Origin of the sequence: Paenibacillus phoenicis (genome assembly GCF_034718895.1) — a bacterium.
GTDB lineage: Bacteria > Bacillota > Bacilli > Paenibacillales > Paenibacillaceae > Fontibacillus > Fontibacillus phoenicis.
Window position 1 is genome coordinate 1,065,045 of sequence record NZ_JAYERP010000001.1, and the last position, 21,295, is coordinate 1,086,339.

Below are 21,295 nucleotides of genomic sequence, written 5' to 3' on the forward strand. Positions count from 1 at the left end.
TTCTGGTGGACGCCTTTTCCTTTTTTTCGCCATTAGGTGTATAATGAGTAGCGATGTGAATCGTCATCGATATAGAGAATATACGAGGAGTGTTTGTAGACATGAGCAAAACTGTACCTGTCGGCGTATCCGCGCGTCATATCCATTTGACGCAGGAGCACATTGAAATTTTGTTTGGACAAGGCTATCAATTAACGGAATTCAAACCGCTGTCCCAACCGGGACAATTTGCTGCGAACGAACAAGTGGCAGTCATCGGACCAAAAGGACAGTTCGATAAAGTTCGCATTTTGGGTCCAGCCCGTCCGGCGTCCCAACTGGAAATTTCCCGTACGGATTCCTTTGCGCTTGGGGTTAAAGCTCCGGTGCGCGAATCGGGCAACATTGAAGGCACGCCTGGCATCAAGGTGAAAGGCCCTGCCGGCGAAATCGAATTGGAGCAAGGCGTGATCGTCGCTGCTCGCCATATTCACTTCCATACTTCCGATGCTGAGAAATGGGGCATTAAAGACAAGCAACTGCTGAAAGTTCGTTTGAGCGGAGAACGTGGTTTGGTGTTGGAGAACGTCATTGCGCGCGTATCTGACAACTTTGCCCTCGATATGCATATCGATACGGACGAAGCGAACGCTGCCGGTGCGAAAACAGGCGACACGGCAGAAATCATCGACTAATCGGTTACACTTGAAAAAAAAGCAAAGGGCTTGCCCAGCGGCTGTAAATGCCGTGGGGCAAGCCCTTTTTGGTGTGAACAGCTTAAGCTTCGATGGACACCGCGTGGGCGATGCAGGGGATGCTTTCGCCTTGCTGGTAGGAGAGCGGAGAGAGCAACGCCCCGGTGGCCACGACGAGGATTCGTTTTAATTCCCCGCGTTTCATCCGGTTCAGAAGATGACCGTAGGTGACGACGGCGGAGCAGGCGCATCCGCTGGCGCCGGCTTGAACTTGTTGCTTCTCGTAGTCGTAAATCATCATGCCGCAGTCCATGTAGGTCGTCTGCTTGATGGGGAAATTGTGCCGGACGAACAAATCGTTCGCGATGGCATATCCGACTTTGGACAAGTCCCCGGTGACGATCAGGTCATAGTAAGACGGCTCGATCTCTAAGTCGCGGAAGTGGGCCTGGATCGTATCGACGGCTGCCGGTGCCATTGCAGCGCCCATATTAAATGGGTCGGTGATGCCCATATCGATGACTTTGCCCATGGTAGCTGACGTCACCGAAGGACCGTCCCCTTCAGGGGATAACACGACAGAGCCTGACCCGGTGACCGTAAACTGGGCGGTAGGCGGCTTCTGCGATCCGTATTCCGTCGGGTAGCGGAATTGCTTCTCCACACTGGCGTTATGACTGCAGGTTCCGGCTATGGCATATTTCGCGCCTCCCGAATTGACAACGTAGGCGGCCATCGCCAGCGTCTGCATCGAGGTCGAGCAAGCGCCAAACATGCCGATATACGGAATGCTTAACGTCCGTGCGGCGAAGCTGTTGCTGATGATCTGATTCATCAAATCGCCGCCGAAATAGAACTGAATCTGTTCCTTGGTTAACCCAGCATGTTTAATCGCCAGCTGCGCTGATTCTTCGAGCAGCGTCTTTTCGGCTTTTTCCCAGCTGTCTTGGCCGATATAGAGGTCGGCATGGATAATATCAAAATCTTCAGCGAGCGGTCCTTGGCCTTCAAAGGGACCCACAACGGTAGCGGTGCTAATGATTTTGGGTTTATTTTCAAATACCCAGCTTTGATGGCCTTTCAGCATCTCAGTGCCCACCTCCGGCATACCCCGGGATAAACACCGCGTAAATCACCCCTATGATAAAAGCGGCCACCGTTCCAAACACAATGACGGGTCCGGCTAATTGGAACATTCCTGCGCTCACACCCAGCACCAGGCCTTCCGGCCGGTGCTCGATCGCCGTCGAGGCCATCGAGTTGGCAAAGCCGGTGACGGGGACGGCGGTGCCTGCCCCGGACCACTGTGCAATTTTGTCATAGACGCCAAAGCTCGTGAGCAGCACGGACAAGATCACGAGAATGGCGACCGTCGGGTTGGCGGCTTCTTTTTCGCTCATATGAGCAAAATGGATAAAGGCCTGTCGGATACATTCTCCAAGCAGGCATATCAATCCGCCGACCAAAAAGGCTCTCAGACAATTGACAGCCACCGGGCGCTTTGGTTCATGGGCATTTGCCAGCCGTTGATACTGCTGCTGCGTAGGAGTCAACTGCTTGTTTTTTTTCTTGGCCATGCTCCCATCCTCCTATTGGATTAATAACGGTTTGACTTGATCGATGACCTTCTGCAGCTTCACCGAACAATCGCCGTACAGTTTCTTGGCTTCTTCCTCGTCCGTCGAGAGAGCGAACATCTCCAGATCGGCTTCGCACTTCTTCAACTGGGCCAGCAAGACGGGTTTTTCTTGAGGCTGCGGCACGGTGATCTGGTCGTCGTACAAATCGACATAAAGCTGGCCGTACGCATCAACCTGCCCTAAATTGACGTTATCCAGGGAAACGCCCAGCTTCTCAAGCTCGGTATTCAGCCACTTCCGGTTGAGTCCCAGTGTAGCGAGCGGCTCGTCCATAATTTTTCCGTCGATAATGACGGTTTGCGGCTCCGGCTGGGGAGCAACCTTGATCCCCAAGTGAGCCGGCGTAATCGGCTGATATTCGTTCTTCAGCATCGCGTTGATTTGTCCATCGGGCTCCATGACCGCAAACTCGACTTCGGCCACTTTGAAAATGCTTTTCTTCCGCAGCTGTTCCATGAGCTCTTCGTTGGTCAGCTTTTCCTTCTTCAGATTCTCCTCCAGAATCTTGCCATCCTTGATCAGCACGGTGCTGCTGCTGTCGATCATATCCCGTGCTTTCTTGCTTTTGAGCTGCAAAAATTCGATGCCAAGCGATACGAGAAACCAGACGGTAACGGCAATTAGCCCGAGATACCAGTCTGTATTAATATCCAGGGAGATGTAGGCGGTAATACTCCCAATCGTAATCCCGGTGATGTATTCAAAGAAGGAAAGCTGTGAAATTTGCCTCTTTCCGAGCAGCCGGGTGAGCACAAATAACACGACGACGGCCACCAACGTTCGGACGATAACTTCCAACCACATTGGCATGGGGAATACTCCTTTCGTAGACAATCCAAGGCGAGATATCCCAATTATGCGCGGGGATGCGTAAATTTACTAAGGTAATATGTGGAAGGGGAACAGGGCGTATGAATCAATTTCGAGCAGGTGAAATTATGCATTGTTCATAAGCAACATGCCAAAACAAAGGTGGTGAAATTGTGACAGTAGCATCTCAAGTCAAAACGGCCTTAGCTTCGTTAAAAAGCGCGCAAGCGAGCCTGGAGCAATTCGCGTTAAGCACGCAAAACCAGCAAGCGAAGGATCTGTTTACGCAATGCGCGCAACAAACGCAGCAAATCGTAACGCAAGTGGAAAGCCGCGTAGCGCAGCTGGAAAGCGAAGAACCTCAATACAAGGGATTCTAACTGTGATTAGAAAGGACCCGTTCATTCGAACGGGTCTATTTGCGTTTCCACGTATACGGCGTTTATCTGGATATCGAAGCCTGGCCATGTTATAATTTAGTGTAATGCATTTTTATGAATGATAACGATGCCCATATGGAACGAAGATAGATCAGGTAAAGGAGTGAACGGGCACATGGCTAAGGAAACGAAAGATTACGCCAAATACTTTGACTTCTCGGACGCCCGGGTCATTTCGGAGGATGAGCGAGGGAAGAAAATCCGAATCCGTGGCCGGGATATTCAAATTTTGTCCGAGCCGAACCAACGCAAAGAGAAACAACGCGGGAAAGAAGACGTGAAGGTGCTGTATGAAAATGCCGTTCCCGAAGAACTGAAGGGGATTGGCGTTGGCAAGCATTATATCGTCTATACGTTTGGCTGCCAGATGAACGAGCATGACACCGAAACGATCAAAGGTTTGCTGGAGCAGATGGGCTACCGTGCGACCGAGGACCGCAAAGTGGCGGACATTATCTTGCTGAATACTTGCGCGATTCGGGAGAACGCAGAGGATAAGGTGTTTGGTGAGCTGGGTCACCTGAAGAGTCTCAAGACGGAGAAGCCGGATCTGCTGCTGGGCGTTTGCGGCTGTATGTCGCAGGAGGAAGGTGTCGTGAAGCGGATCCTGCAGAAGCACAGTTTTGTGGATATGATCTTCGGGACGCACAACATTCACCGTTTGCCATATCTCATTCAAGAAGCTTTGTTCAGCAAAGAGATGGTGGTTGAGGTCTGGTCCAAGGAAGGCGACATCATCGAGAACCTGCCGAAGAAGCGCGAAGGCATGCGGGCATGGGTGAACATCATGTACGGGTGCGACAAGTTCTGTACGTATTGCATCGTGCCGTTTACGCGGGGCAAGGAGCGCAGCCGCCGTCCGGAGGACGTCATTGCCGAAGTTCGTGAGCTGGCGCGTCAGGGCTATAAAGAGATTACGCTGCTGGGGCAAAATGTCAACGCCTACGGTAAGGACTTTACCGATATCAACTATACGTTTGCGAATCTGATGGACGATATCCGTCAAATCGATATTCCGCGCGTTCGGTTTACGACATCGCATCCACGCGATTTTGACGATGCGCTGATCGATGTTCTGGCCAAAGGCGGAAATCTGGTGGAGCACATTCATCTGCCAGTTCAATCGGGCAGCAGCGAAGTGCTGAAGAAGATGAGCCGCAAATATACCCGTGAACATTACCTTGAACTGGTGCGTAAAATCAAGGCGAAAATTCCAAACGTCGTCCTCACCACGGACATTATCGTTGGATTCCCGGGTGAAACCGAGGAGCAGTTCGAGGAAACGCTGTCCCTCGTACGCGAGGTAGGGTACGATTCGGCGTATACATTTATCTACTCGCCACGGGAAGGCACGCCGGCTGCCGTCATGGAAGACAACGTCCCGATGGAAGTGAAGAAAGCGCGGCTGACGAAGTTAAACGATACCATTAACGAATTCAGCCGCAACAGTAACGAAGCGTTGCGCGGACAGATCGTTGAGGTGCTGGTCGAAGGCCAGAGCAAAAACAACGCCCATATGTTATCCGGACGTACACGCACCAACAAGCTTGTCCATTTTGAGGGCGGAACGGAATTGATCGGAACGTTTGTCCAGGTGGAGATTACCGATCCGATGACTTGGTACATCAAAGGCAAGCTCGTAGAGCAAACCGCCAAATTGGCGTAATGCAGGGGAGGTTATTGACAGTGGAACAGCACAAAGATCAAACCGATTGCGGAATTCCGAAGTATGATTCGCGGGACCTGGTCATCCGCGAGGATATTATGAAGAAGGCCAAAGAGCTGGCTGAACTGATCGGTACCAGTGAAGAGGTTCAGCAATTTCAGAAGGCGGAGAAGCTGATCCAGAAGCATGACCGCGTGCAGGCGTTGATCAGTGCAATTAAGAAGAAACAGAAGGAAATCGTCGCATTTGAAACGTTCCAGAACCAAGCTATGGTGCAGAAGATCGAACGTGAAATCGAGGAGCTGCAGGACGAACTCGATCAGATTCCGCTCGTTACGGAGTTCCAGCAGAGCCAAAGCGATATCAATTATCTGCTCCAGCTCGTCGTTTCTGTCATCCGCGATACGGTAGCCAGCAAAGTGAACGTCGAGTCGGGCAGCGAGCCGGCTGTTTCATCCGGATACGGAGAGTAATGCGAGGCAGTTGGTGCGGAGGCAACCCCTCCGCTTTTTTTCATCTTGTCTGTAATGATTGAAGCAACGTCGCATCGGAATACTATAATATAAAGAGAAGCAAGGATAGGGGGGACACCGAGATGGATGATTGGAGCGAAGAAGTGCTGCGGCGGGATGAGCAATCGTTCTGGGGTCTGCTGGGACTGCGCCTCATTTCTGCCGACAAATCCCTGGTAAAGTTGGGACTTACAGCGGGGGCTTCCCACCTCAATTCCATGGGCATCGTCCATGGGGGCGTGCTGTCGTCCATGATGGATCAAGCGATGGGCACGCTGGTAGCAACGATTAAAGGGAAGCTTGGGGTAACCACCCATTTGAATGTCAATTTTCTCAGCCCCATGCGAACAGGGGAACTGGTGGTGTCGGCGATGCCAATCCATGAGACCCATCGGACGATGACGCTCCGCTCCGAGGTTCGTAACGAAGAAGGAACCCTCGGATGCATATCGACGGCAACGTTCCGCTTGCCGAAGTGAGCAGGGGGCCGTCTTTCGGGTTAGATCGCTTGAATTCGTAAGTGCCGGACTTCAATCGGCCGGCGTTATCCTAGACGATGTGGTGATACGTGATGAACGAAGAACAAAAGCAGGTAGTTAATGAGGTTAAAAAATATCGCACGCCGGACGGAATCCCGGCCGACATCGTCATGTTTACGTTGACGAGGCAGGAACGAAAAGCATCGACCAAATCGCTGCCGCGCTTTGATCTGAAGGTCATGCTGATCCGTCGGCGGAGCTGGCCGTTCGCCGGGGCCTGGGCGTTGCCGGGCGGTTTCTCGCAGGAGGATGAATCGCTGTACGAAACCGCGCGTCGCGAGCTGAAGGAAGAAACCGGTGTCGACGGCTCACATCTTGAATATTTGGGGGTCTACAGCAAGCCGGGGCGGGACCCGCGCGGCTGGATTATCTCCCACGCTTTTTTCGCGTTAGTAGAGGAATGGGTGCTGGAGAAACGGCAATCGGCGGATGATGCCCAAGAGGTTGGTCTGTTTACCGTTCGAGAAGCCTTAGAGGATCTGCAGCTCGCTTTCGACCACCGCGAGATTTTGCAAGACGCTTATAAACGGATTCAGCAGCAGATGCTGCATACGACGATTGCGAAGCAATTTTTGCCGCCGCATTTCACTCTCGGCGAATTGTATCAGGTGATTCAAACGGTCGTTCCAGACTTTGAAGAGCTAAATTTTATCCGCAAAATTACATCGACGCGCAGTCGTCAGGGGATACTGGAAGAAGTGCGTGACGAGAATGGCAAGCCGATGTTGTCTAACCAATATTCGCAACGGCCGGCTCAATTGTACCGATTTACTGGTTACACCCCGCGGCTTTCGATTTACACTTAAGATATTTTACATAATGAAATATTAGTTGCGGCAAATGGAATGTGTGAAGGGAGAGTGAAATCATGAAAGCTCTGATCGTCATCGATTATACGAAGGATTTCGTGGACGGTAACCTTCCGGTGGGCCAGCCGGCCATCGATATTGAACCGGCGATTTGCCGGATAACGGAATCCTTTGTGAAGCAAGGGGATTTTGTCGTGATGGCCGTAGATCTGCACGAGCGGGAAGACCACCTGCATCCGGAAACGAAGCTGTTTCCTCCCCACAATCTGAGGGATACGGAAGGCCGTGCGTTGTACGGGCGGTTGTCTGAGGTTTATGCGAAGAACCAGGACCGCATCTATTGGATGGATAAGACGAGATACAGCGCGTTTTGTGGAACGGACCTGGAGCTGAAGCTCCGGGAACGCGGTATTACGGAGGTGCATCTGATCGGCGTGTGCACGGATATTTGCGTGCTGCATACGGCGGTGGATGCTTATAACAAGGGATTTGCAATTACAGTATACGAAGATGCGGTAGCCAGCTTTAACCCGGAGGGACATACCTGGGCGCTGGGGCATTTCCGCACCAGTTTAGGAGCAAACGTAACGAACAGCCAGAGAGGATGAACAGGCGATGCCAACCACGGGTTTAGCACTGCATACCGATAAATATCAGATCAACATGATCTATGCGCATTGGATGAACGGAACGCATTTGCGGAGGACCGTATTTGAGGCCTACTTCCGCAAGCTGCCGTTTGGCAACGGGTATGCGGTGTTTGCAGGCTTGGAGCGGATCGTGGACTATATCCGGCAGCTGCGGTTTACGGAAGAGGATTTAGCGTATTTGGACAAACAAGAAGAGAACTATAAGCCGGAATTTCTGGAATTGCTGCGTAACTTTGAATTTAAAGGCACGCTGCTGTCGATGGCCGAAGGGGCGCTTTGCTTCCCGAACGAGCCGTTGATCCGCGTTGAAGGCACAATTATGGAAACACAGCTGATTGAGACGGCGTTGCTAAACTTTATGAATTTCCAGACCTTGATCGCCACCAAAGCTTCACGGGTGAAACGGGTCGCCGAGAACGACGTGCTGCTGGAGTTCGGCACCCGCCGGGCACAAGAAGCAGATGCGGCCATCTGGGGGGCTCGGGCTGCTTATTTGGCCGGGTTTGATGGGACGTCCAACTTGCTCGCTGGTGAGATCTTTGGCATTCCGACCCGAGGAACGCATGCCCACTCGTGGGTGCAAATCTTCGACTCGGAGCAGGAAGCGTTTGAGTTGTATGCCAAAGCGCTGCCGGATCAGGTTTCCCTGCTGGTCGATACGTATGATACGCTCAAAAGCGGCGTTCCGCATGCGATCCGCACCGGCAAAATGCTGGAAGCCGCAGGCAAGCGGCTGGCTAGCATCCGCTTGGACAGCGGCGATTTAGCTTATCTGTCGATTCAAGCCCGCAAAATGCTGGACGACGCTGGCTTACCTTATGTCAAAATCGTCGCGTCAAACGACTTGGACGAGAATACGATTTTTAACCTGAAGGCACAAGGTGCGAAGATCGATATTTGGGGCGTAGGGACTCAGTTGATTACAGCAGCGGACCAACCGGCTCTCGGAGGCGTCTACAAGCTGGTTGAACGGGAGAAGGACGGTCAGATGGTGCCCACGATCAAGATCTCCGGTAATCCGGAAAAAGTCACAACCCCCGGCAGAAAAGACGTATTGCGCATTGTCAGCAAAGACAGCGGCAAAGCGATTGCCGATTACATCTGTTTTCCGCATGAACAGCAAGCGCGGACGGGCGGCAAACTCCGATTGTTTGATCCGGTACATCCTTATATCAAAAAGTCAGTCAAAAACTATGAAGCGGTGTGCATGCTGCAGCCGATCTTTGTGGATGGTCAGCTCGTGTACAAGCTGCCAACGCTGGATGAAATTCGTGAGTACCACCGCGAGCAGTTAAATTTATTCTGGCCAGAATATCTCCGCAAGCTGAACCCGGAAATTTACCGCATCAGCTTAAGCCAGGAAGCCTGGGAGTTAAAGCAAAAGATGATCGAAGAATATATGGGGCAGCATGAGGATTAACTTCTTCTAACCCCCTTAAGACAGAAAGATCGCTTCTCGCCAATCGGCGGCGAAGCGGTCTTTATTTGCGTGGGAAATTATTTCTCGGGAAAGCGCAAAAAGCGCTATAAATCGGCGGATAGAAGGCTGATTTCGACAAGTTAACGACACGACTCATATTTCGCGAAGTAGTGATCAAACAAAATATCGATTTGCCGCTCAACGATTTCTTTGCCCGGACGGTTCTCCAGTTGCTTAATCTGCCTTGCCAAGACGAGCGGGAAGAGGACGGCTGCATTGATTTGCATCATCATAATAAAAAGAATATCCGGATTGGTCTCGCCGGTAATCTCCTCCAGCACGCCAGTAATCTTGCTGAATCCGGTCGTTTTCATAAAACCGGTGAAGTCCTGCCGGGATTCAAAAGTAATTCGTCCTTTGCCTAAGACTTCATGCAACAAACCGGGGTATTGCAGTACTGAATCCACGTATTGGAGAAGAAATGCCTTTAATCGATCTTTAGGGGGTAGCGAAGTATCGTCCAAGACGGAGAAATTCTCCTGAAACGTTGTCAGCAGCAGTTTCAGCGCTTCGTTAATCAAGTTGTCCTTCGAGCCAAAGTAGTAATTCACTAGAGCTAAATTGACATTGGCCGCAGCCGTGATCTTGCGCAAGGTGACTTGATCGGCCCCTTCGGTTTTAATGAGCTCCAACGTAGCCTGTAGAATATTCTGTTTGGTTGTCGGCCCCTCGGCGCAATTGCTCATAGTTTCGCTCCTTTATGCCATCCAATCTACTGCCCGTATAGAAACTACCATAATACGCTCTCACTCCAGGTGTCAAGAATAAGGCGCAGCGGGGAAGGAAGAGCGAACCAGATCTTGCAGAAGCCACCGATGACAAATGCCTTGACAAAACGGCGGCATCCATTTAAATTTGTTTTAAACATTGTTTTAAACGGTGTTTAAATTTAGAAAGAAAGCTGAGTGAGAGGATGCCGAATACTGTGGAGAGTTCGATCGAAAGCAAAGAATTTTCCATCCGGTCGATTATCGCACCGCTGATGGCGGTCATCGTTGGGATGATTATGGTCATTTTGGACAGCACGGTGGTTAACGTGGCCGTACCTAAGCTGGTCGACTTCTTCGCAACCGATTTAAAGACGGTGCAATGGACGATCACAGGGTATACGCTGGCTTTATCTGCCGTCATTCCGCTAGCGGGATGGATGACCGATAAATTTGGGGAGAAACGCATTTTCTTGATGACGATCGCGTTGTTTACGATTGGTTCGGTGTTGTGTGCCGTAGCGCAGACGCCGGAGCAGTTGATCATCTATCGCATCATTCAAGGTCTGGGCGGCGGGATGGTATCGCCGATCGGGTTTGCGATGGTGTTTAAGCTGGCACCACCTGAGAAGCGCGGAGCCGTGATGGGGGCGCTGGGTGTACCTATGTTGCTGGCGCCTGCGCTAGGTCCGGTACTATCCGGTTGGCTGGTGGAGAACGTCAGCTGGCACTGGATTTTTCTGATCAATCTGCCAATTGGGATTGTGGCGTTTCTGATCGGGCTGCGGTTCTTGCCGAAGTCCAGTCGACGGGAGGCGCCACAGTTGGATAAGCTGGGGATGATCCTGGCTCCGATCGCTTTTGCGATGCTGACCTACGGCGTGAGTGAAGGGGGAACCAGCTGGACCTCAGCGACGACAATTACGGGTCTTAGCGTAGGAGGACTTGCCTTACTTCTGTACATCTTCGTTGAAATAAGACATCAACAACCGCTGCTTGAGCTGCGTGTGTTCCGTTCGTCTCATTTCACCCGGGGGATCATCTTGGTCTGGATTGCCCAAGCGGCGTTGTTTGGTTCGATGATTCTGACTCCGTTATACCTGCAGCAAGTCAGAGGCTACAACGCGTTGGAAACCGGGATTTACTTGCTGCCTCAAGCATTGATGTCGGCGTTCTTCATGCCGATCAGCGGGCGCTTGTTTGACCGGGTTGGTGCGCGGCCGCTGGCCTTTATCGGCCTTGGTATCGTATCGACGGCCTTGTTCCTGCTGTCGCGAATTACAGCGGAAACGCCGCTGGCGATGGTGTTGGTGCCGCTTGGTTTGCTCGGCGGCGGGATGGGTCTGACGATGATGCCGCTGAACACGCATATTCTAAACTCCGCGCCGCGCCATTTGGTGGCTCGGGTTACCCCGCTAATGACGGCGGCGCAGCAAGTTATCGTCTCCTTCGCGGTAGCCGGCTTAACCGGCTATCTGACTTCCCAAATCAGCAGCCATATGAAGGAGGCAGCACAAGGCGGAAATCCGCTGGAGGCGGCCGCATCCGGCTTTGGGGATACCTATTTCCTGGCTTCGTGCATTGCCGCTGCTGGCTTCCTGCTGACTTTATTCTTATCTAAGCCAAAGAAGCAAACCGAAGCAGGCAAGAATTCAGCAGCCGAAGGAACGCAACCAGACCCAAGTCTGATGGCGGGGCATTAATATATTGAAGCAAACATGCGAAAAAGCACTCTTTCTTTTTGGAAAGGGTGCTTTTGTCGTTCTCCCCGAAGGTTAACTCGTAACCATGGCGCCGCCGTTGACATGGATCGTTTGCCCGGTCACATAGCTGGAATCGTCGGAAGCCAGGAATACGAAGACCGGTGCCAATTCAAACGGCTGCCCGGCTCGCTTCATCGGAGTTTCCAGGCCAAACGTAGACACGTATTCCGCAGAATAGCTGGATGGAATCAACGGGGTCCAGATCGGTCCCGGCGCCACGGCATTGACACGAATGCCTCGATGAACGAGCGACAGCGCCAGGGAGCGGGTAAAGGAAACGACAGCGCCTTTGGTAGAGGAATAATCAATCAGCAGCGGAGCGCCGGCGTATGCGGTGATCGAGGCGGTGCTAATAATGGTACTACCGGGTCGCAAATAGGGAAGCGCGGCCTTGGTCAAGTAGAAATGAGGGAAGATGTTGGTGGCAAAGGTTTGGTACAGCTGTTCGGTCGAAATCGCTTCGATCCCTTGCTGCTGAGGAAATTGAACCGCCTGATTGATCACCAGGATATCGACTTTCCCCAAATGATGCAGGGTATGATGAATCACTGCATGGCAGAAAGCCTCTTGGCGCAAGTCGCCGGGAATGAGCAGGCACCGTCGTCCCAGTTCCTCAACGCGCCGTTTGGTTGCCTGGGCATCTTCGTGCTCATCCAGATAAACGATGGCTAAGTCTGCGCCTTCTTTGGCAAAAGCAATCGCCGTAGCCCTCCCGATGCCGCTGTCACCGCCGGTCAGAATTGCGACCTTATCCTTCAACTTGCCGCTGCCGACGTAAGCGGGGTTTTCGGAGATCGGGGGCGGAACCATCAGGGTTTCTAAGCCGGGTTGTCTTGGTTGATGTTGCGGCGGGAAGGTAATTGGTTGTTCTTGGCAGACCGTTTTCGAGCTGTAATAAGGGTACTTGGGTATCATCCTTTGAGGTTCCTCCTGAAGTTGTTTTACCGCTATCCTATTCATTCCTGGGCGGGGTGGTGTATCCGCCTAGACAAGAATGTCTATATGACATTTGTTACATAAGTCACATCGCATCTATGATAAATTTTAAAATTAAGAAAGATATCGTTTGATGTCATGTTTAGCACTTATTTACGTCGTGAAGAGCTCGCATTTGCGAAGAAGGGAGTCAAGCGCGTGGTACAATTACCGAAATTAAACGAGCTGGGATTTTTTGAAATCCGTTTGGAATCCATTGGTGGGCTGGGTGCGAACTTGGCAGGGAAAATGCTGGCCGAAGCCGGGGTTGAGGGAGCCGGATTGAATGGGGTCAGCTTTTCTTCTTATGGCTCGGAGAAAAAAGGATCCCCGGTCAAGGCGCATATCCGCTTCTGCGATCTGAGTACGCCGATTCGCGATACGTCGCCAGTAGAACGCCCGCATATTGTGGGGATCTTTCATGAGGCGCTCGCCAAGACAGTGAACGTGATCAGCGGCATTTACGAGGACAGCACCGTATTGGTGAATTCGCGCAAAACTCCGCAGGAGCTTAAGGAGAAAATGAAGCTGATCGGCGGCACGATCGCGGTGATCGATGCCACCGGCATTGCGCTCGAAGAGAAAAACCGGGTGAACATGGCGATGTTGGGTGCCTTATTCCGGTTGTGCCCATTCCTCGATCCTGAAACGATGAAAGACGTCATCCGCAAATCGCTGGAGAAGAAATATCCGCAAACCGTAGCCCCAGCTATTGCGACGTTCGAACGGGGTTATCATGAAGTTGTCTTTGAAACGTTTGCTTTGCCGGAAGGTGTAAGCATGCCGGCCTTCGTTCGTGCTGATACGCCGGTGCTTGGTTATGAAACACAGCCGATCGGCGGGTTGATTATCAATCCGGGCAACAGCATCCTGAAGGACCTTAGTATTTCCCGTTCTGGGATGATGCCGCATTTCAAGGAAGAGTCTTGTATTCACTGCGCCCAATGCGACAACGTCTGCCCGGATAATTGCTTCGTATGGGAGGAACGCCCCGATAAGAAGGGCCGACCGCAAATGTTCCTAAAAGGCATCGACTATCAATATTGTAAAGGTTGTTTAAAATGTATCCACGCATGTCCAACGGACGCCTTGTCCGGGGAGCGGGAGGAAGAAGGGTATGCGGAGGCGCATCGCGTACCGCATCTGTTTGATTTGGCGATACGCTAATACGCAGGAAAGGTGGTATGTTCATCATGGCGATCGATTTGGAGAAAGAACGCCGCTCCGGCACGGTTGAGCAGCGCGTGGTTTATGAGTCAGGAAATGAAATGGCAGCTTATGCGGCCAGCCAGATCAATTATCATATTATGGGGTACTTTCCGATTTCCCCTTCCACCGAGGTAGCGCAATTTCTCGATTTGATGAAAGCAAACGGACAGCATGACATCAAGCTGATTCCATCGGACGGCGAACATAGCTCAGCCGGTATCTGCTACGGCGCTTCAACCGCCGGCGGTCGGGTATTTAACGCGACCAGTGCTCAAGGTTACTTGTACATGCTGGAGCAAATGCCGGTGCAGTCCGGCACGCGTTTCCCTATGGTCATGAACTTGGTTTGTCGTTCCATTTCCGGACCGCTGGATATTCACGGCGACCATTCGGACCTTTATTTTGCGCTAAACACCGGTTGGCCGATCCTGATGTGCCGAGATCCGCAAGCGGTATACGATATGAACCTGATCGCGATCAAGCTGGCTGAGGATCCGGAGGTAAGGCTGCCGGTGCTTGTCGCGTCCGACGGATACTTTACGTCCCACCAAAAGCGGCGCGTGCATACCTTCGCAAACCGTGAGGACGTTTTGAAATTCGTTGGTGAACGCCCGCCGGGCGGCTTCCCGCATACGCTGGATCGCAACAACCCGATTACCGTCGGGCCGTACATGAACGAGCCGGATTACATCAATAACTGCTATCAGCAGTCCGTAGCGATGTATAACGCGGAACGCGTCTTTGAACGGATTGCCGGCGAATATGCGGAATTGACCGGACGCGAGTACAAAATGCTGGATCTGTACCGGATGGAAGACGCAGAGGTGGCGGTTTTCCTCATGAACTCGGCATCTGAAATTATTAAAGACGTCGTGGATGATTTGCGCCGCCAAGGCATCAAAGCCGGCTCGATCGCACCAAATATGATTCGGCCCTTCCCGCAAAGACAAATTGCCGAAGCGCTGAAGAACGTGAAAGCGATCACGGTCGGCGACCGCGGTGATTCCTATGGCGCTTATGGCGGTAATATGGTTAATGAGATTAAAGCTGCGCTGTTCACGCATGGAAATCATACAACGAAGGTCATCAGCCGGATATACGGTCTGGGGGGCAAGGAGTTTTATGCCGAGGACGGGCATCACTTCTTCCAATTGGCGATCGAAGCGGCGAAAACAGGCCGGGTAGAAGTGCCGTTTGATTACTATGGACATACCCCGGGGGATCCGGAGAAAGCGCCTAAGCGGGTGCTGAATCCGCTGAAGTTTGAGGACCTGAAGACCGGCCTGATCACGGTCACGAAGAATGAAGAAACCGGCAAGCTTGGCGTGCGCATTCCGCCGCTTCGCGCATTAACGAAGAAGCCAAAGCGGATTGCACCGGGGCATGGGGCCTGTCCGGGCTGCGGGATTTTCTCCGGTCTAGAGCTGTTCTTTAAAGGGATCGAAGGCGACATCGTGGCCCTGTTCCATACGGGCTGCGCGATGGTCGTCACGACTGGGTATCCGTATTCGTCCCATAAAGCGACGTACATCCATAACCTGTTCCAGAACGGAGCGGCCACTTTGTCCGGTGTCGTCGAAATGTTCTGGGAAAGAAAACGCCGCGGTGAGCTCGACGAGCTTGGCCTGAAGGACGATTTTACGTTCGTGATGGTTACCGGCGACGGAGGCATGGACATCGGCATGGGGCCGGCGATCGGAGCGGCGCTGCGCGGTCATAAAATGATCATCATCGAGTATGATAACGAAGGATATATGAATACCGGGGCACAGCTGTCGTATTCGACCCCGCTTGGCCACCGTACCTCTACGTCGAACATCGGCAAAGCGCAGCAAGGCAAAACGTTCCAGCACAAAGACACGCCGCAAATCATGGCGGCCACCAACATTCCTTACGTGTTTACCGGCAGCGAGGCTTACCCGCAGGATTTGGTGAAGAAAGCAGCCAAAGCCCAATGGTACGCGCAAAATGAAGGACTGGTTTATGGTAAAATATTAACAGCCTGCCCGCTCAACTGGATTTCGCCGGACGATCAGGGCACGAATATCATCGACGCTGCCGTTAACTCCTGCTTCTTCCCGCTGTACGAGGTGGAGCATGGTCAAACCACAATCACGTACAATCCGGAGGAGAAGGGCAACCGCATTCCGCTGGCGGATTGGCTGAAGACGATGGGCAAGACCCGTCATTTGACGAAGCCGGAGAACGCTGAGGCTCTTGCGGAGTTCGAACAAGAGGTAGAACGGCGTTGGAAAATCCTTCTGGCTAAACACGAACATCCTTATCTCTAAAAACAGGCCAGAAAGTGGACAAAACACGATATTAGGGGAAGCGGCAATGTGCAGCTTCTTTTATGATCAAAGCGTTATTCGGAAGCTTACATCCCGAATGGAAGGAGAGTGAGAGGATGAACCCATCCTTTCGTGCATTTCGCGTACACCAGGACGAGTCCGGGTTTCGGTCAGGGGTCGAGCAGGTAGACTTCTCGGCGCTTCCTGACGCCGATGTGACCGTCAAGGTGCATTATTCCAGCGTCAACTATAAAGACGGATTGGCAAGCATACCAGAGGGAAAAATCGTTAAAACCTATCCATTTATCCCCGGCATTGATCTGGCCGGGGAGGTAATCGCCTCCCGCGATCCGCGGCTGAAGCCCGGGGACCGGGTGCTGTGCACCGGTTACGGGCTTGGCGTGACGCACGCGGGCGGGTTTGCTGAAGTCGCCCGTGTCCCGGGCGACTGGCTGGTGACGCTGCCGGAAGGCCTTTCGTTCCGCGAAGCAATGGCAATCGGAACGGCCGGGTTTACGGCAGCGTTGTCGGTCCGGCGCCTGCTCGATAACGGGCTGGCGCCCGGACAAGGGCCGGTGCTCGTCCTCGGCGCCACCGGCGGCGTGGGCAGCATGGCCGTGGCGATCCTCAGCCGGCTTGGGGTTACTGTCACCGCGGTCACGGGCAAGCCGCAGGCGCGGGAGAAGCTGGCGGCCTTCGGCGCCGCCGAGGTCCTCTCCCGTGAGGAGGCGGCTTCGGGAGCCAAAGGCGCCCTTGGCAAAGAGCGCTGGGCGGCCATCGTTGACCCGGTGGGGGGGGCTATGACGGCCGATCTGCTGAAATCGGTTCGTTATGGCGGCTCGATCGCCTTGTCGGGGTTAACCGGCGGCAGCGGGATCGAAACGAACGTGTATCCCTTTATTTTACGCGGTGTGAATTTGCTGGGGATCGATTCCGTATTTTGTCCGGAGCCGCTGCGGCGCGAGCTTTGGCAGCTTCTGGCCGGACCGTGGAAGCCGGAGCCGGTGCTGGCCTCTGGCATCACCGAGTATCCGCTGGAGAAGCTCCCGGAGGCGCTTCGTACCGTACTGGCCGGGGAAGCCATCGGACGCCAGGTCATTTCCTTCATCAACTGAAACGGAACTCATGGTATAAATTGGGGGATCTTGAGACAACCTAACACCATCGGCCGAAGCTGGCTTAGCTTAGGGTAAAGGATGGGATACCAATGAGATGGTGGAAGGCAGGATTGGGAATGGCCTTGGCGCTCTCTTTAACCGTAGGGTGCGGTAATGTGCAACGGGTCGCCAAGGAAGAAATGAGCAAGTATAGCATGCAAAGCTATCGGCAAGGAAACGAACGCCAATTAACGACAGGGAAGACGCTTAATACGGCGCTGTTGCAATCTTTGAAAGCGGAATGCGCGAAGCGCGGGATTAAACTGACCCATGAAACCTATGCCGAAGGGCTGGACGGGAATATTAGCTACAGTTATTTTATTAACGGGGATGCGCGGCATTTTATTATCGTACATGTATTTCCCAGCGAGCAAGAACGGATTCGCGAAATTTCCGAGATTTATGGAACCGGGGACGGCAAGCAGGCGATCTCAGCGCAGTCGGCTTCCAGTCAGGCTGCCGTCATCTCGGTGAAGGGCAACGCCGCCTTGGTTTATTCGTCCAGCGCGCAGAAGGACAGTCAATACCGGGAAGAGATGCAGGCGGTATTTGGTAAACTGCTGAACCAAATGAATAATACATCGAAGTAAATGGCAAAGCGTTTCCCAATACAAAACCAACCGCTGCCTTCGTTTAAGGAAGGAGAGCGGTTGGTTTTTTGCATGTGCGCCCGGCATGGGCGATAACTAGGCGGTGAAAGTCCGCTACAGGCTACTCAATTAATGGGTAGCCTCCTATCCGATTTCTACTTCTTATAGATTTCTCGCATGACGTGACGCAGCTCTGGAAGGATAATCCGTTCCATCGCCAGCTTGACTGCGCCCTGCGAACCGGGCATGGAGAAAACCGCCGTATTGCCGATCGTTCCGGCGATCGCGCGGCTGAGGATGGCGGCCGAGCCGATATCTTCCGTAAAGCTGAGGTAACGGAAAATTTCCCCAAACCCCGGCATCTCTTTGTTCAGAAGGCTGCGCACCGCCTCAAACGTCGTATCCCGCGGCGCAATGCCAGTGCCGCCGCTTAGCAGAACCGCTTCGATCGTATTGTCCGAAGCCGCTTCCCGCAGCAGCTGGCGGATGCCGTTATAATCGTCCTTAACGATCATATAGCGGGCAACGTGATACCCGTGCTGCCGAAGCAGCTCTTGGATCAACCGGCCGCTGGTATCGTTTTCTTCGGTCCGTGTATCGGAGACAGTAATGACGAAACAAGATACTTCATCCGGCGCTTCCATCCGGTGTTCATCGACGGATCTCATCGTGTTCGCTTCCTTTCCTTGGAGGTTAATTCCATTGTACCATGTTTGACGGGCTTGAGCTTGTCCAGGAGCAGATCTGAGGCGGAACAGGAAATGTGGTTGCATGTCCGGGATGGTTGGTGTACACTCGCATTCGAATGGCTTTATCCTTTATCCCGATTGCAGGAGGTTGTTGAGGTGGGAAGCAGGGTGACACCCGTTTTTATATTGTCCGGATTTTTAGGAAGCGGTAAAACGACGCTGCTCCAGCGGCTGATCCGTCACTGGCAGGAGCAGGGGCTTCGTCCGGCCGTGATCATGAACGAAATCGGAGACGTCAATCTCGATGGATTGCTCGTTTCCAGCGAAGTGCCGATGGCGGAGATGCTGGGCGGCTGTATTTGCTGCACGATTCGCGGCGACTTGAGCGTGCAGATGGCGGAGCTGATCGAAGGGGAGAAGCCGGACCTGATCGTTATTGAGGCGACAGGCGCGGGCAATCCGATGGAAATCTTTGATGCGGTGACCGAAGTGTCGCTTTATCTCAAACTGGACATCAAGCCGATGGTGACCGTGGTGGATGCAGCCCATCTGGCCGAGCTGTACGCATCCCAGCAGGGGAAGTCCTACCGGCTTATGGTGGAGCAGATCCGCTGCGGGTCCGTATTGATCTTAAATAAAATGGACTTGCTTGAGCCTGATCGCCAGCAGGAAATGACGGCGTTTCTTCGCCGCATGAACCCTTACGCTCGAATCATTCCGGCAGTGAAATGTGAAGTTGATTTGCCGTCATTATGGGCGCAACACCAAGCTCATGATCACACCCACGATCATGAGGGTCACAACCACGAGCATCACCATGATCATCATGCGGCGCATAGTCATGATCATCACCATGGACATCCTCACGCGTCGCATGAGCATGTTACTGTCTATACGCACTATTTCGACGGGCCGGTGGACAGCGAGGACTTTGAGCGATTTATTGCCGAGCTGCCCCGGGAAGTCTACCGCGGCAAAGGGGTTTTGCGATTTACCGATACAGCCAGCCGGTTCCTGTTCCAATATGCGTATAGGGAAGCCGATTACCTGAAAATCACACCGCAAGGGGACGTGCCTGACGTTGCCGTGTTTATCGGAGAGCACTTCGACAAGCAGGGTTTAGCACAGCGGCTGCACGCCCTGGAGCGCAACGTATCGGATAATAGTAACGAACGTTAAGCCAAATTGACCAAGAGAACCGCGAGTCCATCGCGGTTTTCTTCTTTTTGGCGTCGATTAAATTAAATCTCCCCGGGGTAACCTAAAACTGCTTTTTTCTTGAAGAGGGAGAGAATCACATGAATGGAAAATCGAAAAACTCCACGAAGTTCGTTCCTTATGTGTCAGCTAAGCGCTCCTTGCCGTCGTTTTCGGGATCATTTTGGCCGTTGTGTTTGCCGCGGCGAACGCCTATCTAGGGCTGAAAATCGGTCTGACCGTCAGCGCCTCCATTCCGGCGGTGGTGATATCCTTGGCGGTGCTGCGAGGGCTATTCCGGCGCAAATCGATCCTGGAAAACAACATCGTGCAGACGATGACAACCGCCGGTGAAGCGGTGGCGGCTGGCGCCATCTTTACCCTCCCGGCGCTGTATATGTGGGATTTGAATCCCAGCCAGCAAATGATCAGCTTTGTCGTGCTGATCGGCGGGTTCCTGGGCGTAGCCATGATGGTTCCGCTAAGACGGCTGTTGATCGTGAATGAACATGAAACGCTGCCTTATCCGGAAGGGACGGCCTGTGCCGAGGTGCTGGTCTCCGGGGAGACCGTCGGCCGGAGCGCCCGCATGGTCTCGCTTGGCTTTGGCGTTGGCGGCCTGGTCAAAGCGTTAGGCGATGGCTTCATGTTATTTAAGACGGAGATTGAAACAACAATCTTTCGCTTCAGAAACGCCGTCATCGGGATGGATACGTATCCAGCCCTGCTGGGCGTTGGCTATATTATCGGGCCGCGGATCGCCGGGCAAATGCTGGCCGGCGGGATTCTGGCCTGGCTGGTGCTGATTCCGATGATCGGCTTTTTTGGCGCCAACTCGGCGGGGGCAGTAGCGCCTTCGCTGTCCCCAATCGCCGAACTTGATGCCTGGGGGATTTGGGGCGATTACATTCGCTATATCGGCGCAGGGGCGGTAGCCGCCGGCGGCTTGATTACGCTCATAAAAACGTTGCCGATGCTGTACAGCTCCTTGCGCTCCACGCTGAACGGCCTGATGCAGCGCTCCGCATTCAACGAGAAGACGACGATCGACCGCACCAAAAACAACGTCACCTGAAAGCGCCCGAACTTAACCTGTTGGAGATGATCCCTTGCTTGCAGCCGCATCTGAAGGTGGCGACAGGGGAGGATGGACGGACCGAACTGTTGCTGCCTCGCCGCAGTTGGCTGGAGCGTCAATCGGTTCGTTATCTGAAACAACCGCCGGTCATTCATGTGCACCTCGATGAGCTTGGGAGCGAGGTCGTATCCCGCTGCGACGGCACCCATACGGTAGGTGAGATCGCCGAAACGGTCAAGACGAGGTTCGGGGAAGCCGCAGAGCCGCTCCTGCCAAGGCTTCGCAAATTTATTGAGATCCTGGAAGCGAATGGCTGGCTTCGCTGGGCGGAAGAACGGCAGAAGGAGCAACCCGGGTAAGCGTGGATCCCTTGTCGGACGTAAAAGGGGAAAGGGTGCAACCTTTTTGGTGGACAGGCC

22 protein-coding genes are annotated in these 21,295 nt (G+C 53.1%); 16 read left to right on the forward strand and 6 right to left on the reverse strand.

The window, feature by feature from the left end:
• The first annotated feature begins 101 nt into the window (after positions 1-101).
• Positions 102-674 carry a phosphate propanoyltransferase gene (pduL, locus tag U9M73_RS05005; protein WP_009223089.1) on the forward strand — a complete coding sequence of 191 codons (573 nt, stop codon included), beginning with the start codon at positions 102-104 and terminating at the stop codon, positions 672-674.
• An 82-nt stretch (positions 675-756) separates the two neighbouring features.
• On the opposite strand, the gene spoVAD is transcribed toward pduL, so the two are convergent.
• Genes spoVAD through U9M73_RS05020 form a run of 3 tightly spaced genes read right to left on the reverse strand, consistent with a single transcriptional unit; the run spans position 757 to position 3,124 of the window.
• Positions 757-1,761, reverse strand: coding sequence for a stage V sporulation protein AD (gene spoVAD, locus U9M73_RS05010; RefSeq protein ID WP_260070595.1), 1,005 nt, complete (start codon positions 1,759-1,761; stop codon positions 757-759).
• A 1-nt stretch (position 1,762) separates the two neighbouring features.
• Entirely contained in the window at positions 1,763-2,251 is a 489-nt protein-coding gene (spoVAC, locus tag U9M73_RS05015; protein WP_260070596.1) for a stage V sporulation protein AC, read from the reverse strand.
• A gap of 12 nt (positions 2,252-2,263) precedes the next feature.
• Entirely contained in the window at positions 2,264-3,124 is an 861-nt protein-coding gene (locus U9M73_RS05020; protein WP_009223092.1) for a DUF421 domain-containing protein, read from the reverse strand.
• Positions 3,125-3,297: 173 nt separating this feature from the next.
• Here U9M73_RS05020 and U9M73_RS05025 point away from each other — a divergent pair, with 173 nt between their 5' ends.
• From U9M73_RS05025 to U9M73_RS05055, 7 genes are all read left to right on the forward strand, one after another.
• Positions 3,298-3,504: a DUF1657 domain-containing protein gene (locus U9M73_RS05025; RefSeq protein ID WP_009223093.1), complete on the forward strand. Its 207-nt coding sequence runs from the start codon at positions 3,298-3,300 to the stop codon at positions 3,502-3,504.
• Between the two features lie 175 nt (positions 3,505-3,679).
• Positions 3,680-5,230 carry a tRNA (N6-isopentenyl adenosine(37)-C2)-methylthiotransferase MiaB gene (gene miaB, locus U9M73_RS05030; RefSeq protein ID WP_260070597.1) on the forward strand — a complete coding sequence of 517 codons (1,551 nt, stop codon included), beginning with the start codon at positions 3,680-3,682 and terminating at the stop codon, positions 5,228-5,230.
• Positions 5,230-5,703, forward strand: a complete 474-nt coding sequence (locus tag U9M73_RS05035) for a YlbF/YmcA family competence regulator (protein WP_050769660.1) — start codon at positions 5,230-5,232, stop codon at positions 5,701-5,703. The genes miaB and U9M73_RS05035 overlap by 1 nt, the downstream gene beginning before the upstream one ends.
• A 122-nt stretch (positions 5,704-5,825) precedes the next feature.
• Positions 5,826-6,221: a PaaI family thioesterase gene (locus U9M73_RS05040; protein WP_028539116.1), complete on the forward strand. Its 396-nt coding sequence runs from the start codon at positions 5,826-5,828 to the stop codon at positions 6,219-6,221.
• Between the two features lie 92 nt (positions 6,222-6,313).
• Positions 6,314-7,087 carry an NUDIX domain-containing protein gene (locus U9M73_RS05045; RefSeq protein WP_028539115.1) on the forward strand — a complete coding sequence of 258 codons (774 nt, stop codon included), beginning with the start codon at positions 6,314-6,316 and terminating at the stop codon, positions 7,085-7,087.
• Between the two features lie 62 nt (positions 7,088-7,149).
• A complete protein-coding gene (locus tag U9M73_RS05050; protein ID WP_016312363.1) occupies positions 7,150-7,698 on the forward strand; it encodes a cysteine hydrolase family protein in 549 nt (182 codons plus the stop codon).
• A gap of 7 nt (positions 7,699-7,705) precedes the next feature.
• Complete coding sequence (locus U9M73_RS05055) at positions 7,706-9,160, forward strand: nicotinate phosphoribosyltransferase (protein WP_323076476.1); 1,455 nt, start codon at positions 7,706-7,708, stop codon at positions 9,158-9,160.
• 140 nt (positions 9,161-9,300) lie between these two features.
• On the opposite strand, the gene U9M73_RS05060 is transcribed toward U9M73_RS05055, so the two are convergent.
• Positions 9,301-9,906, reverse strand: a complete 606-nt coding sequence (locus U9M73_RS05060) for a TetR/AcrR family transcriptional regulator (RefSeq protein WP_009223100.1) — start codon at positions 9,904-9,906, stop codon at positions 9,301-9,303.
• 227 nt (positions 9,907-10,133) lie between these two features.
• On the opposite strand from U9M73_RS05060, the gene U9M73_RS05065 reads away from it, so the two are divergent.
• Complete coding sequence (locus U9M73_RS05065) at positions 10,134-11,630, forward strand: MDR family MFS transporter (RefSeq protein WP_397376599.1); 1,497 nt, start codon at positions 10,134-10,136, stop codon at positions 11,628-11,630.
• 72 nt (positions 11,631-11,702) lie between these two features.
• On the opposite strand, the gene U9M73_RS05070 is transcribed toward U9M73_RS05065, so the two are convergent.
• Positions 11,703-12,605, reverse strand: coding sequence for an SDR family oxidoreductase (locus U9M73_RS05070; protein WP_009223102.1), 903 nt, complete (start codon positions 12,603-12,605; stop codon positions 11,703-11,705).
• A 219-nt stretch (positions 12,606-12,824) separates the two neighbouring features.
• Here U9M73_RS05070 and U9M73_RS05075 point away from each other — a divergent pair, with 219 nt between their 5' ends.
• The 4 genes from U9M73_RS05075 (at position 12,825) to U9M73_RS05090 (ending at position 17,912) form a co-directional block, all read left to right on the forward strand.
• Positions 12,825-13,832, forward strand: a complete 1,008-nt coding sequence (locus U9M73_RS05075; RefSeq protein WP_009223103.1) for a 2-oxoacid:acceptor oxidoreductase family protein — start codon at positions 12,825-12,827, stop codon at positions 13,830-13,832.
• 26 nt (positions 13,833-13,858) lie between these two features.
• Entirely contained in the window at positions 13,859-16,165 is a 2,307-nt protein-coding gene (locus U9M73_RS05080; protein ID WP_260070600.1) for a thiamine pyrophosphate-dependent enzyme, read from the forward strand.
• A 116-nt stretch (positions 16,166-16,281) separates the two neighbouring features.
• On the forward strand, positions 16,282-17,280 hold the full coding sequence (locus U9M73_RS05085) for an acrylyl-CoA reductase family protein (protein WP_009223105.1): 999 nt from the start codon (positions 16,282-16,284) through the stop codon (positions 17,278-17,280).
• A gap of 92 nt (positions 17,281-17,372) precedes the next feature.
• A complete protein-coding gene (locus U9M73_RS05090) occupies positions 17,373-17,912 on the forward strand; it encodes a hypothetical protein (protein WP_009223106.1) in 540 nt (179 codons plus the stop codon).
• A 155-nt stretch (positions 17,913-18,067) separates the two neighbouring features.
• Here the strand turns inward: U9M73_RS05090 and U9M73_RS05095 are convergent, their stop codons facing one another.
• Positions 18,068-18,580 carry a MogA/MoaB family molybdenum cofactor biosynthesis protein gene (locus U9M73_RS05095; protein WP_009223107.1) on the reverse strand — a complete coding sequence of 171 codons (513 nt, stop codon included), beginning with the start codon at positions 18,578-18,580 and terminating at the stop codon, positions 18,068-18,070.
• A 177-nt stretch (positions 18,581-18,757) separates the two neighbouring features.
• Here U9M73_RS05095 and U9M73_RS05100 point away from each other — a divergent pair, with 177 nt between their 5' ends.
• The 3 genes from U9M73_RS05100 (at position 18,758) to U9M73_RS05110 (ending at position 21,235) form a co-directional block, all read left to right on the forward strand.
• Positions 18,758-19,780, forward strand: coding sequence for a CobW family GTP-binding protein (locus U9M73_RS05100; RefSeq protein WP_009223108.1), 1,023 nt, complete (start codon positions 18,758-18,760; stop codon positions 19,778-19,780).
• Positions 19,781-19,991: 211 nt separating this feature from the next.
• Positions 19,992-20,873, forward strand: a complete 882-nt coding sequence (locus tag U9M73_RS05105) for an OPT family oligopeptide transporter (protein ID WP_323079063.1) — start codon at positions 19,992-19,994, stop codon at positions 20,871-20,873.
• Positions 20,874-20,911: 38 nt separating this feature from the next.
• Complete coding sequence (locus U9M73_RS05110) at positions 20,912-21,235, forward strand: PqqD family protein (RefSeq protein WP_232282198.1); 324 nt, start codon at positions 20,912-20,914, stop codon at positions 21,233-21,235.
• The last annotated feature ends 60 nt before the right edge of the window (positions 21,236-21,295 follow it).

Coding starts and splice junctions, on each gene's coding strand:
- pduL (WP_009223089.1), top strand. CDS start 102: ATGAGCAAAACTGTACCTGTCGGCGTATCCGCGCGTCATATCCATTTG.
- spoVAD (WP_260070595.1), bottom strand. CDS start 1,761: ATGCTGAAAGGCCATCAAAGCTGGGTATTTGAAAATAAACCCAAAATC.
- spoVAC (WP_260070596.1), bottom strand. CDS start 2,251: ATGGCCAAGAAAAAAAACAAGCAGTTGACTCCTACGCAGCAGCAGTAT.
- U9M73_RS05020 (WP_009223092.1), bottom strand. CDS start 3,124: ATGCCAATGTGGTTGGAAGTTATCGTCCGAACGTTGGTGGCCGTCGTC.
- miaB (WP_260070597.1), top strand. CDS start 3,680: ATGGCTAAGGAAACGAAAGATTACGCCAAATACTTTGACTTCTCGGAC.
- U9M73_RS05035 (WP_050769660.1), top strand. CDS start 5,230: ATGCAGGGGAGGTTATTGACAGTGGAACAGCACAAAGATCAAACCGAT.
- U9M73_RS05040 (WP_028539116.1), top strand. CDS start 5,826: ATGGATGATTGGAGCGAAGAAGTGCTGCGGCGGGATGAGCAATCGTTC.
- U9M73_RS05045 (WP_028539115.1), top strand. CDS start 6,314: ATGAACGAAGAACAAAAGCAGGTAGTTAATGAGGTTAAAAAATATCGC.
- U9M73_RS05050 (WP_016312363.1), top strand. CDS start 7,150: ATGAAAGCTCTGATCGTCATCGATTATACGAAGGATTTCGTGGACGGT.
- U9M73_RS05055 (WP_323076476.1), top strand. CDS start 7,706: ATGCCAACCACGGGTTTAGCACTGCATACCGATAAATATCAGATCAAC.
- U9M73_RS05060 (WP_009223100.1), bottom strand. CDS start 9,906: ATGAGCAATTGCGCCGAGGGGCCGACAACCAAACAGAATATTCTACAG.
- U9M73_RS05065 (WP_397376599.1), top strand. CDS start 10,134: ATGCCGAATACTGTGGAGAGTTCGATCGAAAGCAAAGAATTTTCCATC.
- U9M73_RS05070 (WP_009223102.1), bottom strand. CDS start 12,605: ATGATACCCAAGTACCCTTATTACAGCTCGAAAACGGTCTGCCAAGAA.
- U9M73_RS05080 (WP_260070600.1), top strand. CDS start 13,859: ATGGCGATCGATTTGGAGAAAGAACGCCGCTCCGGCACGGTTGAGCAG.
- U9M73_RS05085 (WP_009223105.1), top strand. CDS start 16,282: ATGAACCCATCCTTTCGTGCATTTCGCGTACACCAGGACGAGTCCGGG.
- U9M73_RS05090 (WP_009223106.1), top strand. CDS start 17,373: ATGAGATGGTGGAAGGCAGGATTGGGAATGGCCTTGGCGCTCTCTTTA.
- U9M73_RS05095 (WP_009223107.1), bottom strand. CDS start 18,580: ATGAGATCCGTCGATGAACACCGGATGGAAGCGCCGGATGAAGTATCT.